Origin of the sequence: Desulfobacula toluolica Tol2 (assembly GCF_000307105.1) — a bacterium.
In the GTDB taxonomy this organism is placed as follows: domain Bacteria; phylum Desulfobacterota; class Desulfobacteria; order Desulfobacterales; family Desulfobacteraceae; genus Desulfobacula; species Desulfobacula toluolica.
This window is the reverse complement of the sequence record NC_018645.1, coordinates 2,677,067-2,691,562: the sequence shown is the minus strand read 5'-3', so window position 1 is coordinate 2,691,562 and position 14,496 is coordinate 2,677,067. Positions and strand designations below refer to the sequence as shown.

9 protein-coding genes are annotated in these 14,496 nt (G+C 40.5%); 6 read left to right on the top strand and 3 right to left on the bottom strand.

The window, feature by feature from the left end; translation table 11 throughout:
• Nucleotides 1-11: 11 nt before the first annotated feature.
• From TOL2_RS12390 to TOL2_RS12370, 5 genes are all read left to right on the top strand, one after another.
• Nucleotides 12-1,238 (top strand): glycosyltransferase, encoded by a 1,227-nt coding sequence (locus TOL2_RS12390; RefSeq protein ID WP_014957781.1) that lies wholly within the window; start codon nt 12-14, stop codon nt 1,236-1,238.
• A 3-nt stretch (nt 1,239-1,241) separates the two neighbouring features.
• A complete protein-coding gene (locus TOL2_RS12385; RefSeq protein WP_014957780.1) occupies nt 1,242-2,246 on the top strand; it encodes an ATP-grasp domain-containing protein in 1,005 nt (334 codons plus the stop codon).
• Nucleotides 2,247-2,309: 63 nt separating this feature from the next.
• Nucleotides 2,310-3,785, top strand: a complete 1,476-nt coding sequence (locus TOL2_RS12380) for a hypothetical protein (protein ID WP_014957779.1) — start codon at nt 2,310-2,312, stop codon at nt 3,783-3,785.
• A complete protein-coding gene (locus TOL2_RS12375) occupies nt 3,779-6,616 on the top strand; it encodes a heparinase II/III family protein (protein ID WP_014957778.1) in 2,838 nt (945 codons plus the stop codon). The genes TOL2_RS12380 and TOL2_RS12375 overlap by 7 nt, the downstream gene beginning before the upstream one ends.
• Before the next feature lie 19 nt (nt 6,617-6,635).
• On the top strand, nt 6,636-8,780 hold the full coding sequence (locus tag TOL2_RS12370; RefSeq protein ID WP_051012370.1) for a hypothetical protein: 2,145 nt from the start codon (nt 6,636-6,638) through the stop codon (nt 8,778-8,780).
• Between the two features lie 208 nt (nt 8,781-8,988).
• Here the strand turns inward: TOL2_RS12370 and TOL2_RS12365 are convergent, their stop codons facing one another.
• The 3 genes from TOL2_RS12365 to TOL2_RS12355 all read right to left on the bottom strand — a co-directional run bounded on the left by TOL2_RS12365 (nt 8,989) and on the right by TOL2_RS12355 (nt 12,097).
• Nucleotides 8,989-10,458 carry a DUF1302 family protein gene (locus tag TOL2_RS12365; protein ID WP_148278111.1) on the bottom strand — a complete coding sequence of 490 codons (1,470 nt, stop codon included), beginning with the start codon at nt 10,456-10,458 and terminating at the stop codon, nt 8,989-8,991.
• Nucleotides 10,459-10,539: 81 nt separating this feature from the next.
• Nucleotides 10,540-11,334, bottom strand: coding sequence for an outer membrane lipoprotein-sorting protein (locus TOL2_RS12360; RefSeq protein ID WP_014957775.1), 795 nt, complete (start codon nt 11,332-11,334; stop codon nt 10,540-10,542).
• Nucleotides 11,327-12,097, bottom strand: coding sequence for a PEP-CTERM/exosortase system-associated acyltransferase (locus TOL2_RS12355; RefSeq protein ID WP_014957774.1), 771 nt, complete (start codon nt 12,095-12,097; stop codon nt 11,327-11,329). The genes TOL2_RS12360 and TOL2_RS12355 overlap by 8 nt, the downstream gene beginning before the upstream one ends.
• Nucleotides 12,098-12,203: 106 nt before the next feature.
• Here TOL2_RS12355 and TOL2_RS12350 point away from each other — a divergent pair, with 106 nt between their 5' ends.
• Nucleotides 12,204-14,486: an efflux RND transporter permease subunit gene (locus tag TOL2_RS12350; protein ID WP_014957773.1), complete on the top strand. Its 2,283-nt coding sequence runs from the start codon at nt 12,204-12,206 to the stop codon at nt 14,484-14,486.
• Nucleotides 14,487-14,496 lie beyond the last annotated feature (10 nt).

The following is a 14,496-nucleotide window of genomic DNA, read 5'->3' as shown; positions in this document are numbered from 1 at the left end:
GAAGGCCAATAATGAATGTTTTATTTCTTTCAACAAGAAGCCCATACCCATTGATTAGTGGGCACAGTTTGAGAACCTATCATATTATGAGGGGGGTGGCCAAAAGGCACAATGTAACACTTGTTACGCATATCCAACTTGATGAAGAGTTGAAGTCGGAAAATATAGACCATCTCAAATCCATATGTAAAGCAGTTTACCCGTATAGAATCCCGGCAGATGCATCAAGGTTCAAACTTGTTTCTGCCCTTATAAAAAACCTTTTTTCTTTAAAGCCTTTTGTTGCACAAAAATACGATTTCCCGTTGATGCGGCGTAAGATACAGGAGATATTAAAAAAGGGAACTATAGACCTGGTGCATGTGGATATGCTGCCATTGACTGCATATGAACAAGAATTCAGTGATATACCCAAGATATTGGTCAACCATAATGTCGAATCCCTTCGGCTTTTCAGGTGGTGTCAAAATGAAAAAAATATATTAAAGAAAATTTATCTCGGAATACAATATATTAAATTAAAAGCATTTGAGCGCATTGCAATGCGAAAATTTGACTGTTGCGTTGCTGTTTCCGAGATTGACCGTAACATTTTACAAGCAATGGGGGGGGAGAACAAAATAGTTGTGGTGCCAAACGGCACGGATACAAATTTTTTTAAACCATTAGGGCGAAACAAAATTGAAAAATCGGTTCTCTGGATCGGCCACATGGATGTCCACACAAATCTGGATGCGGTGTTGTATTTTATGCGAGATATATATCCAGTACTGAAAATGAAATGCCCGGATGTCCGCATTATATTCGTTGGAACATCTCCACCGACAGAAATAACTGAAGCGGAAAAAAAGGACAAAAACATTAAAACAACGGGTTTTGTAAACGATATCCGTCCTTATCTGGATGAGGCCATGGTGTTGATGGTTCCCATCAGAATCGGCAGCGGAACCCGGTTGAAGATACTGGACTCGATGGCAATGGGAAAAGCCATAGTTTCGACCAGAGTTGGATGTGAGGGATTGAATGTTACGGATGGAAAGGATATTTTCATAGGAGATACGCCGGAGGATTTTGCCGACAGGGTAGTTCATTTGCTGAATAATCCGAAACAAAGAGAGCTCCTGCAGAAGAATGCACGTGACCTGGCCCGGACGTATGACTGGGAAAAAATCGAAGAGAAACAGGAGGCTGTGTATAGACAAGCAATCTATAATTATCAACAAAAAAAGAAAGGATAGCTTATGCAGAAAGCAGTGCTTTTTAAATCTCAGGAACGGTTTTCTGACTTCAAGCGTACGTTAGAGGATCACGGGATAAATTGTATTGTACTCGATTTTTCAGATAATGAATGGATTGATTTTGATTACAGCAGTATCGACTTTGTTATTTATTATCCTTCCTTTAAATACAGTTCCAGCTATCCACTTGCACTTCAGGATGTTTATGATAATTTGACACATATCAAATCGATGTACCCGGATATTGGTATGTTCCCTGACCCGAAGATTATTCCTTATTATAATGACAAATACAGACAATATTTATTTTTAAAGCATAATCAATACCCTATCCCCGAGACTTATCCGCTTTTTTCAATGGATTCAGTTAAATTAGCCGATAAAAAACTCGGTTATCCAATGGTGATTAAAAATAGATATGGTGCCGGTGGAGGTTCTGTTTATAGGGTAAACTCTTTAAAAGAATTAATTTCTTTTTATAAGTTGTCGACATTTAATTTTGTTAACGGGTTTTCACTGAATTATTTTTTTAGACTGCTGAAAAAGAGGATTTTTTATTACTATCTGATTAAACAAAAAAGAATGCTTTATCCGTTTCTTTCTCCCCCCCTTATAGCACAGAAATTTATCCATATCGACAGGGACTTAAAAACAGTCACAGGCAATTACAAGGTTGTAGAGGCCCACTGGCGTCACCAGGCCTATGAAGAACAGTGGAAGGTCAATATAGACGATGGCGGTATAGGGGTATGGGGGAAGGTGCCCCAGAAGGCTATCGATCTGTCAGTTAAACTTGCTAAAGATCTTAACGCTTCATGGTTGAATATTGACCTTATACCTGAAAAAGACCATTTTCTGATTACAGAATTTTCACCCGTTTGGCACCATTATGCGTATAAGGAAAAGCCCTCTTTTGTGTATAAGGATGATTATAACATAGAGGTACCTCTGGAAATATCTCTCGACCTGGAGAAAATTATTGTCGAGTCATTTGTTGATAAAAAATGAATAGGGTTCTGGGTCTGCTTTGATTAAATGATCATGGACACTGAACCCTGAAAGAGGTGAAAAATGAATTTTGACATTAAGCCCCATAGCATGCTTTGGGGCTTTTTCTTTTCATCGGTCTTGCTGCTGCTCTGGCAATTTACGGCATGGGGACAGGAAACAGGAGAATATGAAGGGTTGCGTTTTTCATACCAGGAAAAAGGGCGGATAAAAACTCACCGGTATGTTTTCGACAAAGAACTCTACCCGCTGCCTGATATGAGTAAACCACAAAAAGGCATCTCCTATTTTGATAAGGTTTTTGGAACCAAGATAACCCGAATTAGCGACCGGAAAAAAGACCAACTGCGTCATTGGCCGAAAAAAAACTATGGTTCATTAGTACACACCAGCTACCCGAAGCATCATTATGACAACGCCACAGGTAATTTTCTACTGTTTCAGGGTTCCAGGGGCAGCGGACAATTGCTTTATGATTCAAAAAGTTTAACTTTAATTAAAACATTGAGTACAAAGGCCGTTAATTGGAACGCCCCCATAGAAGCTCGTTGGGATTCACATGATCCATACACTTTCTATTTTCATTTTCGCCCCCCAACAGCCCTCTCTGTTTATAATATCAAAACCGATCAATACAAAATTATACACGATTTCAGAAACGAGTTTCCGGATGCGACATCAATTACAATGGCGGAAGAAGGGAACTGCTCCTACGACAGCCGGTATTTCGCCTTTCTTGTGAGGGCACCCAAAGGCGGAGACAAATGGGCCCATAAGTCAGTTGTTTGCTATGATCGGGTTAAACAACGGATAACTGGAAAACTTGATTTGCCCATTCCGGGATTCGAACGACAGGGTGCAGGTAATTGGGTCGGAATGAGTCCTTCAGGGAAATATGTTCTGTTAGGAACCGCCCCTGTACTGGTCTATGATCGCAAATTTTCAAAACCACCGGTTAAATTGACCCATGGCGGTGGATGGCATTGCGATATCGGGCTGGATGATGAAGGACGGGAAGTCATTTTTTATCCAGGAGGGAGAACCTATAGCCCTCAAGGGCAGAGTGATGGTTGTTATGCCATGTGTGATCTGGAAACAGGCATGGAAACTGTGCTGAGTGATAAAATCGGCGGACCAAAAGGCATGGGAATGCATTTCGACGTGAGTGCAATATTTACACCCGGTTGGGGCTTAGTCTCTACGTATCATATCGCTCCTGATATTCAAACCCACTGGGCCGAATATTCCATTCATCTTGTTGAGTTGACGCGAAGAAAGAATCCCTTGCCTAGAATCTGGAGAATTTGCCATACACACGTCAACCGGGGCAGCTATAATGATGACCCCTTTGCAACATTTGGGCGGTTCGGGAACAAGATTTTTTTTGCCTCCAACTGGGGTACCCCTTTTAAATCAGGTGGAGATGTGGATGTATACCAGGTTGAACTGCCGCCAGACTGGCATGAGGCCCTCATGGGCATGGAAAAGTCAGAGCGTCTGCTCCGGTTGGTGGAGAATATGGTGCAAAAAAAATGGTAAACTTAAAAAAAACAAAAAGCTTTCTCTTTATTCTGATGAGTTGCATCATTTTGTTTGTTTACCCAAGACTGGCTGATCCAGGCAATTTAAATGCTGATTCCAAGGAAACCACGTATAGCCCATATACCATAATGAAAGAGCATCCACGGCTGTTCATAACAAGACAAAAAATTCCGAAGATACGAAAGAGATGTGGAGATAAACGAGGGGTGCAATCAAAATACTATACTGCGATTAAAAAGTACGCAGATAAATATACACCGGGGAAAAAGAAACCGTCTTCCTTTGATTGCATGATTCTGGCATTTGCTCATATTATTGGAGAAATTCCCGGTTTTGACTACTCCAAACGTTCAATTGCCGAATATGGAAGGCTGGGTGCTGATCTGTTGCTAAAACTTCATCCCCCAAAGGATCTGTCTTATTTCCAACGATACTCTCCGCGGTTTATTTCCTGTTATGACTGGTTGTATTCTGCAATGGCAAAAGAAGAAAGGGCGGTGGTCATTAACCATTTTATTTCAGCCTGCGATGAAAAAAAAGACCTGTTGAAAAAAAGTATGGGCAACCGCTGGCGCGGTGCAAGAGAAGTGTTTGCATACTATGGCCTGGCATTTTATAATGATGGGGCAGATATTTTTACCAATGATAAATTGCAGGCGGAGCGGATTGACAAGAAAGCTAACTCGTATGTTGATTTCTTCGCATCCTGGCATCTGGGGCAGCATGTCGTCACGCTGGAGACGGCTTGCAAGGGAGGTGCCACGCCAGATGGGACAATGTATGGCAAGGCCCCCTATCCCGGCAGGTTATGGCCTTTAGCTGCCTGGGAAACGGCAAGTAAAAACTGTTTGTTTGACAGAACCACCTATATTACAGGGTATCCCCTTTTTTGGCTCTATAATATGCTGCCTTACCGGACACATGTACGGTATGACAATGCAAATGGCAGGATTGACAGGCCGGGGGGGCTGGTTCGCTACGGGGATTACCGCTATGTTGGATACTCACCGGTTGCGAGTCGGGGGACCAATACGATTACAGCCCTGGTACAGGGAGTGTCTGTAAGACAGGGAAAAAACGATTTGGCGGCCGTATACAATTGGCAGATACAGCAGCAGGGAGGTCTCGAAGTCACTGCATTCGGCGGTCCGGTTTCAACGAGGAGATGGATTAGCCCGGGTCCGAATCTGGTTTGGGATTTAATCTTTCGAGATGGACTTGTGGCGGCAAAATCTCCAAAGGAAGCCAAGCTTCCCCTTAGCTTTTGTTCCGGATCGCCCAATTCAGGACCGACTATGCTGCCGGATTTTCCTGACGGAAGGCCCGAAGGCGCGGGCGTTGTAACAATAAGAAGTGCCTGGGAAGACCCTGACGCCACATTGGTGTGGTTTAAAGCTTCCAGCCACATGCTCAGCCATTCCCATCGTGATCAGGGGAGTTTTCAAATATATAAAAAAGGATGGCTGGCCATAGACAGCGGGCAGTATGAGGAAACACCGCATCGCGGTAATTACACCCTTCGAAGCGTTGCACACAACAGCCTTCTTGTTTATAGACCTGGTGAAAATCTGGATAAAGAGAAAACAGACCCTGTCTGGTACGGGTATAGCAATGATGGAGGGCAGCGATGGGGCAGGTTTGTGAAGTCTGCTGAAATGGTTAAGGACAAAGATCATTTTCTGGGAGGCATTGCAAACTTTGAAAGCATGCCGGGCGAATATGATTATGTGCATGCCGACATCACCCGCGCTTACAATTGCACTTATGTGACCAGTGAAAATCACAGGCCCAAAGTGTCACGTGTTACGAGAACCATTATTTTTTTGCGTCCAGAAGAGTATGTTGTTATTTTTGACCGGGTGAATTCTGAAAAGTCAGAATATCCGAAGCGGTGGCTTCTACATTCCATATATAGACCTGAACCTGATGGAAGAGAAATCTTCGATGGCATAGTTCCTTATTCAAAAAAGATTCCTGGAAAAAGGAGGGGCATAGAACTGACAGGCGACCTTCTCGGCGGGATTTCAGAATCCAGGGATACGAAATTAGTTACCATTCGCGGCTGGAATTTCGGCCCGTCAGACGGCCGTTTGGTAGTCAGGACGCTTTTGCCTGAAAAACGGATCGTTCGTGTTGTGGGTGGCGTTGATCCATACGGAACCAGACAGTCAAATTTAAGCAGACCGTATCAAAAAGGGGGGCTGCTTTTTATTGAAAATACAGAAGGGTTTAATTCCGGAGATTTTGTTTATCTGGAACCGACCAGTGACCCGTATTCCAAGTCGACCCATGGACGCCCTCACTGGCAGGTGGATGATATCTTTTACAGAGGGTGGGGCAAAATAAAAAAAGTAGACCACGCTAAAAAATCGCTTATGATGGTTCCCTATCGGTACGGGATTCCTGAATTGCCGGAGGGGGCTGTTGTCATCCGTAGTAATCACGCAAATGCCAATTCCTTTGAATTCATGGACGCCGAATACAATCAATGGCAGATGCACGGAGAATCCGTAGCTAATGCAGGACCTTACCATATGCAGCATGGCTCCTGGCGCATGGAAGTCGAACCGTTAGAGAAAAAAAATGCAGATGTGTTTCTCACTGTCTTGCGTCCTTGTGACAAGGAAACAGTTGGCGGTACAAAAGTGGCACTGATGGAGAACATAGAATATAATGATGGAGATAATTTTATTTCCCTTAATATAAAAGGCGCATCAAAAGAATATACGCTTACCTTTGATAGACAATCGCAGAATGCCCATCTCAAGGTTTTACAAAATGGTGAAATAAAAACAGACAAGGCGCTCAAGGGAAGAGCAGGAAGATGAAAGCGATAATACAGATAATATGAGTGCTATCAAATTCGGTGTTATATCGGCAGTATTGGCCATGGTCATTTGTGGTTTGTTAGGTTCGATTGATAGTCATCATGGCAAGGAACCGGATATAGAGATTATATCATATCTGGTAAGGGATCGTGCTGTTCCTTTGGATGAGCTGGTTATCAGGTCGTTTATGATAGTCGGTTTTAAGTTTTCCTCCCGGATTTCGCCTTTGCCGCAAGATACACAAGTACAGGGAGAACTATATTTTGATGATCGGATGATATCAAGGGACAAGATATTTTATCCGGCTCCAAAGGGGGATAATTTGGAGTTTCAATTTTCCCTTTTTGACGGGCCGGTGGACAAAGACCGCCCTTTTACGATTCCCGAAGGGAGATTCAGGGTTGTTATTCACCTTGTTGATAAAAATAATACTGTTTTTGCAGGAATCGAAAAAAAGATTAAGAGTAACCAGTTATCCAGGCGGTTTGACGGATTGGGAAAAACATATGATCGCCCCCGGTACGTTGAACTGTCTGAATCTATTGGCAACCCGGATGACCTGACCGCCGATCCTGTAAAAGGGCCCTGGGGCAGCACTGAATATGTTGTTTTTCAGAAAAATTATTTGGATCGGGTTTTCCCATACACAAAGCCGAACCCGGCCGAGATTGTTTCGTCTATACATGTGGCGGCGGCAAGAGATGAATTCAGGCCGATTACTTTATCCATAAAGGCGCTTAAGAATCTCGGGAGAGTACAGGTCAAAGTCTCTGACTGTATCGGGCAGCAAGGGGTGTTGCCTGCCGGTTCAATACGGGTGGGCACCGTCGGGTATTTAACAGAAACAGTGAATATTAAGAAGAAAGAAAGAACGGTAGATTACCGTTGGGGGCCTAAGATTATTCGCTCCGCAGATGCCGTCATTTATGAGGGAAGCAGCCAAAGATATTGGCTGACGCTGAAAATTCCGACGGATGTTCGGCCGGGCGAATATAAAGGCACCATTATCATTATTCCGGAGTCCGGCAGCCAAACAAAGATTCCGTTGATTGTCAAGGTACTTCCCTTTTGTTTGACAGATACGGATATTCAGTACGGCATGATGATGAGCTATGAATTTTACGAGCTCGATAATGATATATGGTCCGATGATGAGCTGGCATTGATCCGCCAAAATGGATTAGCCATATGTGAGGATTTAAGGGCTCACGGCATGACGATGATGTATCCGCACTCTTATTTTTATTTCAGGAGAGATGAAAATGGAGAGCCTGTCCTGCGGAGTCTGGAGGCAAGTTTAAAAGCCTATGCCGACCTTAAATTCCCGGGTCCGTTTTGCTGGTATTTAGGCCATTTATTGCAGTCGGCAAAAGTTTTTCATCCAGGAAGTATCCTGAACTATGATGGGCAGACAGCGGAAAAACGGCTTCGTTTTCTTCTGGATGTATATGAAAAGACGGCCAGTGCGTTTGGCATTCCCAAAAATAAATTAATTGTCCAAACCGTTGATGAACCGGACCGTGAGGACCGAATTGATGCCGGCAAATTCCTGAACAGGATAGCCGGAGATAGGGGGTTCAAAACTCTTATCACCCGTAAGTGGCATGACGTGGATATTATCTGCACTCTCCCTCCCCGCAGTGACGGCAAGGCAAAACAAATACGGGAAGTGGGAAAACAGTGGTGGATTTATCCGAATGATGCACTCTCTACCCAAAACAGGGCCTATGTGCGGTATGTGTTTGGGTTTGGGGCCTGGCGATGGGATGTGGATGGGGTTGTTCCCTGGACCTTTCAGGTAACCCAGGGGTGCAACGGCAATCCTTTTACTGTTTTGGATGGTTCGGAGGTCATGGTGGCGTATCCCGGTGTTCACGGGCCAATCTCCACGCCTACCTGGGAGACCATAAGAGAAGGTATCAATGATTATAAGTATATTTATCAACTAAACAAATTGATTGCTTCAGAAAAAGCAAGAGGCAATCAAAAATCTGTTCGGATCGAACAGAAACTTCGTCTATTCAAGCAAAATCTGGGCAAAGCTCCTGCTTGGGGCGAAAACGATTATGGTGATTGGTCTCCGGATTCTTTTGCAGAACGACGCAAGCAGATTGTGAGCTGGGCGATAGAGCTTTTAAGGGGTGTTGAAACCAATCAAAATTGAGAAGGTTTATGAATCTTCTTCAATTTTGGAAGGGTTTTTTTTGATTTCATTTGTGCCGGTTTTGTGAGTTCGTTGACTTTGAATTCAAAGATATAAACTTTTTCTTTGAAAACCACGGCTGGGTAGCTTTTTCAATGTTAAATCCCTGCTTGATTTTTTTTATCAACTTCAGCATCAACAGGATCATGAAATTTCACTGAATTAAAAATCAGAAATAATATTTCAAATCAATAAAAACCTGATCGTTTACATCGTAGCGACCTAATATACTGTTGTCAGAACCTTCAAACAGATTCAAACCCAAGGTCACTTCCAGGTTTTTAATATGAGTGGAAACCAATCGGGGGGATACATAATAAGAACCGTCGTTTAATATGATGGTATATTGAACAACAGCGTTTAACCAGTCGGAAAACAGATCTTTGTTGATCTCTCCAATAAGTGAATAAGTGTCTCTATCGAAAAATAAAGTGGAGGCATCATAATTTGAAATGTGTTGGTGAGCGAATTGAAGGTTGAAATACCAATTATTTGAACTGGTATAATCTGCCCCGATAATCCAGAAAAATGTAGGATTCCTGAGCGAAGTAAATGAACGGGTCAGGAATGATTCATTGTCCTTCCACACGGCCTCACCCCTGATCCCCAGATCAGATACTATGGTTTCAAATTCAAAATCGAAAATATTGCTTCGCAGGTATGTGGCTTCAATTTTTTCATTTGTTAATGTTAGATTTCCCGGGTTTGATAGCAGGCTTTGAATGGAATTTGGATTTTCCAGGGACAGGTTCTTAACCGGAAAACTTTTAAAACAGGGTAAATCCTCAAATGCATGGTGATAGGTAAATCCAAAATCCAATTGCTGAATCGTTCCTCCCACTCTCAGGGCATATTCAAAACTGTCCACGTTATCATTTGGTTCGGTTTCGTTAATTTTTATAGAATCAAAATAGGATTTCAGGGTGGAGGGAAGAGATGAATCTTTAATATCCTCTTTTAAATGGGAAAAGGTTGCCCAGTCAGTTCCAAAATAGTTGAATTTTGATGGTTCGAAAAATGGGATTAATACGCATTCAATAAAAAAAATATTCTTCTTGAACACAACATCAGCCATCCAGACAGGGATTTTTCTTTCGTCATAGGACGGGATAATAAATTCAGTTGTATTTTCAGGATTTAATGTGTCTATTGGACTAATCTGGTCAGTCTTGCCCCATCGTTTAATCTGTTTTCCTACGGAGATATTAAAATAATTTATACGATGCTTAAAATATAATTCATAAAAATTTATATCATAATCATCTGTTTCATTTTGACTCCCAAAAAACAGATAATCTGAAATCCCGGATATGACAAATTTTTTCTTGTAGTTGGCTTCAAGAATAATTTTGTTTTTAAAACTGGTTTTGTTTTCATTTGTTTTATCATGATCCATATCAATGGATGGCCGCAAAATAAGAGAACCGGAAAAATTCAATTCCGTTTTTTTATGTTTTATGTCTTCAGTTTCATCAAAGATCGATTCTTCCAGAGTTTCGTTTTGGGCGGTTATATCAAATGAAGGCTGTATGGTTTTGTTTGAAGGTTGTGCATGGATTTCTGTAGGAAGAAAGATAGAAAGTACCCCTAAAAAAATAAAGGGTGTTAATATAATGGTATTTTTTGAAATTTTAAGCATGCATAAATTTTTTAATAAAATGTTAAATAGGGTTAAAGCAAACATAATGCCAAAATAATGATAGATAGAGAATGATTTGGGTTAATAGTTTTCAAGAGCAGCCCTTGAAACCTGCTTTGAAGTAATATCGGTATTATATTCAATATGCTGGATTTTTATAAAGGTTTTATGATTTTTAATTAAATCCTCCATCACAACGATGGATTCTGTCCAGATGTTTTGCTGTAATTCCAGTTTAAGAGCTTTATAGGTTTTTATCTGTTTGCCTTTTTGGTCAAAATATTCTGCAAAAACCGGCACAAATGAGGTTTTTGAAATGAGACTTTTCGTCAAAGAATACTGAGAGGCAATATTTTTTTTAGGCCGGATTTCAAGGATATGGCATTCGATGTTTTCGACTGTTTTCTCCCCTTTCAGCTCATAAGTATAATTATCAACCGGATGTCTTTCCATATCTTCGTACGTGAAATCACTGTTTACAAACCTGTGAGATTTTTGGGAGGATACAATCCTTCTGGTGCGCCTCAATGCTGGGAGATATAAAAATTGATCTGTTTCATCCCCGGTTTTTTCTATGGTGAGAAAGCCCGTACCCTCAATGTCTGCAGGAGAGGTGAATCTGATGAGCTGTTTTTCCAATCCATCTTCCAGAATTCTGAGGTTTGTAAATGTTCGTGATCTTTTCTTGCCTTTTTTGTTGACCAAAACCATAGAAGCAGATGAAATTGAATTTTTACCACGGTCTCTGTCAAAAACCTGTTGTGCAATCCAATGGCCTGTTAATTTTTTCTGGGCAGCAGCCAGCAGGTTACCCCCCGTAATGCCTATGAAGACGGCAAGAAACAATATTTTTAATATAAAACAATATTTATTCATTTTTAGCCTGATCAATTTTAAGGGACGGATGATATTGTTTTTCAAGTCCTGCCAGCATGATGTTAAGCATATCCGGATCATTTTTAATCAAATTTTTTTCAATTTCATCAATAATCCCAAGATAGGGAATTCTTTCACCATGATATTGCACGGACTCTCCGATCCGGTGAAATAGAAACCCGTATTTTTTCAGGGCGTAAAATATTTTTTTTTCTGTGATCATGTACCAGTGGGTTATACTGCGTCTTCGGCTTTCATGGTACATGACCTGGTAGAGTCCCAGTACAATAATGGGATTTTTTCTTCCCTGCATTTCAGCGGGAATGGAGCCGTCATCAGGCAACACCCCTCCTTCTTTTTTTTTGAGATAGGCTTCCACGCCATACATCCCGTCTTCTTTTCTTCGTCTAAGATCCTTACTCACAGTCAGTCTTGAAATTTCACCAATTTTTGATCTGTCAGGTTTTTCACCGACAAAGCTTGTTTTGACGGCATGTTCAATGGGAAAGCCTTTATCTGAATCCAATACCAGCCTTATGGTTCCAACCACTGAATCATTTTCATTCAGGCAGGCAAAATGGATCGAATCATTTTCATAATCGTCTGTTTCAAGTCCGCCGGGATGATCGGTTGCTTTTTCAAAACCAAATTCCCGGACATAGACTTCATAACGCATTCGAAAAGTATCTTCCAGTACATTTTTATGTTCAACCAATCCAAATCTGAATTTTCCATAACGGAGATTGTTGTTTTTGTTAATCATTGAAATTAGTCCTGTTTAGAATTGACTGAATTGAATATATTTGTTAAATGGTCATTGTTTTATAATTTATTTTTATAGGCCGTTTGTCAAGATATTTTAAGGAATTATGCCTGTTTTTTATATGGATAAAATTACACAACACAAGGTTTTTTTTTTAATACTTTCACTTTTGATTTCAATCCCCTTTGTTGTGTATCTTCCCAAAATCAAAACAGTAGATAATGTCGATTATTTCACCCTGGAAAATGATCCGGATATCGAGTTTTATGATGATATCAAAGAAATTTTTGGTAACGATGAATTTTTTATTATAGCCTTTAAAAAAGAGAATATCTTTACATATGATACTCTGACGATTTTAAAAGACATCACCGACGACCTTGAGCAGATTGAAGAATTGCGGGAGGTCAAAAGTCTTGCCAATGTTAATGATACAATAGGGGAAAATGATTTTTTTATTGTTCAAAAGTTTCTTGAAGAAATGTCCGATAGCAGAGAGTATCTTGACAAACTAAAAACAAGCGCCCTGACCAATCCTCTGTATGTTAACAATCTTATCTCGTCTGACGGGAAAACAACCGCAATTATTATTTCCGTTTATGACAAGCCTGATGACCCTGGGTATAGAAAAAGGCTTATTGGGAAATGTGAAAAAATTCTTGATAACTACAAGAGCCGAACCGGTAAAATTTATATGGCTGGCTGGACAACAACAAATTTGTATTTAAGCCAGTATATGAAAAAGGATATAGCAACGTTCATACCCATTACATACCTTTTTATCACTCTTGCCGTTTTTTTCTTTTTCCGTAATATATGGCTTACCCTTATTGCAATCCTTAATATATCAATATGCATGGGGTCCACTATGGGGTTGTTTCCTGTTTTTGATATAACCCTGAATAATGTCACAACAATAGTCCCGCCAGTTGTCATGGCGTTGGCCCTTTGTGATACGGTACATATTTTTTCCCATTTAAACAAAGATCTTTTGGTGAGGTTTGGAACAAAAGAAAAAGCCCTGGCCCATGTTTTGAAAAAAGTTATTGCGCCCTGTTTTTTAACAACTCTTACAACGGCCGTTGGATTTCTTTCATTATACTTAAGTGACATTCCGCCCATAAAGGATTTTGCACTTGTTGCAGCTTGCGGAATGATTTTTGAGTTTTTCTTTTCTTTTGTGTTTCTACCGCCGCTTATTCTTATTTTAAATGAAAAGAAAATATTCCAGGATAAACAAAAGGAGAAAAAAATACACAGGATTCTTGGGCAAATATCAAACTTTGTTGTCAATAATTTTAAACTGATTTGTTGTTTCGGGCTTTTTATCATTATGGGATCAATTTGGTTTTCTTCCAGGATCCAGGTTGAAACTAATCTTCTTGATTATTTTAAAAAAAACAGTGGGGTCCGAATATCTTCTGATTTTGTTGAAGGCAACCTGGCAGGTATGGTGACGTTGGACATTTCCATCAGTTCTGCTCAGGAAGATGCTTTTAAAAATCCTGATAAATTAAAAGTTGTTGAGAAGATTCAGATGTACATCAATAGTCTTGAAGGAGTTGACAAAACCCTTTCCTTTGTTGATTTCATAAAGGATATGAATCAATCCTTCCATAATGAAAATTTGAAATATTTGAGTATTCCAGACTCAAAAGCGCTGATCTCTCAATATCTTCTCATGTATGACTCGGATGATATCAATGATTTTGTAAATGAATCATTTGATCATGCTAAGATTTCTGTAAGATTGTCAGAGCATTCAACCAGAATCCAGGAGATGATCATTAAGAAAATTGACGAATTTATCAATAATCTTAAACCCAATGGCATGGAAATTCGAATCACGGGAAGGGCTCTACAGGACGTAAATACCATTGATGCACTTGTAAAAGGTCAGATCTACAGCCTTTCCGCTGCCGCCGGAATTATTATTCTCATCATGTTTTTTGTTTTGAGATCCTTTTCAATGGGAACAATCAGCATCATCCCTAATCTTTTTCCAATTTTGTTTAATTTCGGGATCATGGGACTGTTTAAAATTCCCTTGAACACGGCCACAGCTTTGATCGCAGCTGTTGCCATTGGTATTGCCGTGGATGATACCATTCATTTCCTTTCCGAGTTTAAGCGCAATCTTTCAAAGAGGAAAGATATCAAAGACTCAGTAAAAAATTCAATTTTGTTTAAAGGCAGGGCAATTCTTCTTTCTTCCCTGATTTTATGCATAGGCTTCGGAGTGATGGTATTCAGCCGGTTTGTACCCACAATCAATTTCGGGGTTCTCAGCTCAATTATTATGGTAACAGCAGTTATTGGTGATATTCTGATTCTTCCTTCTGTGGCACTCCTTTTGTCTGGTATGGGAGTTGAGTTTTATAAAGATTAAGGAGATAAAA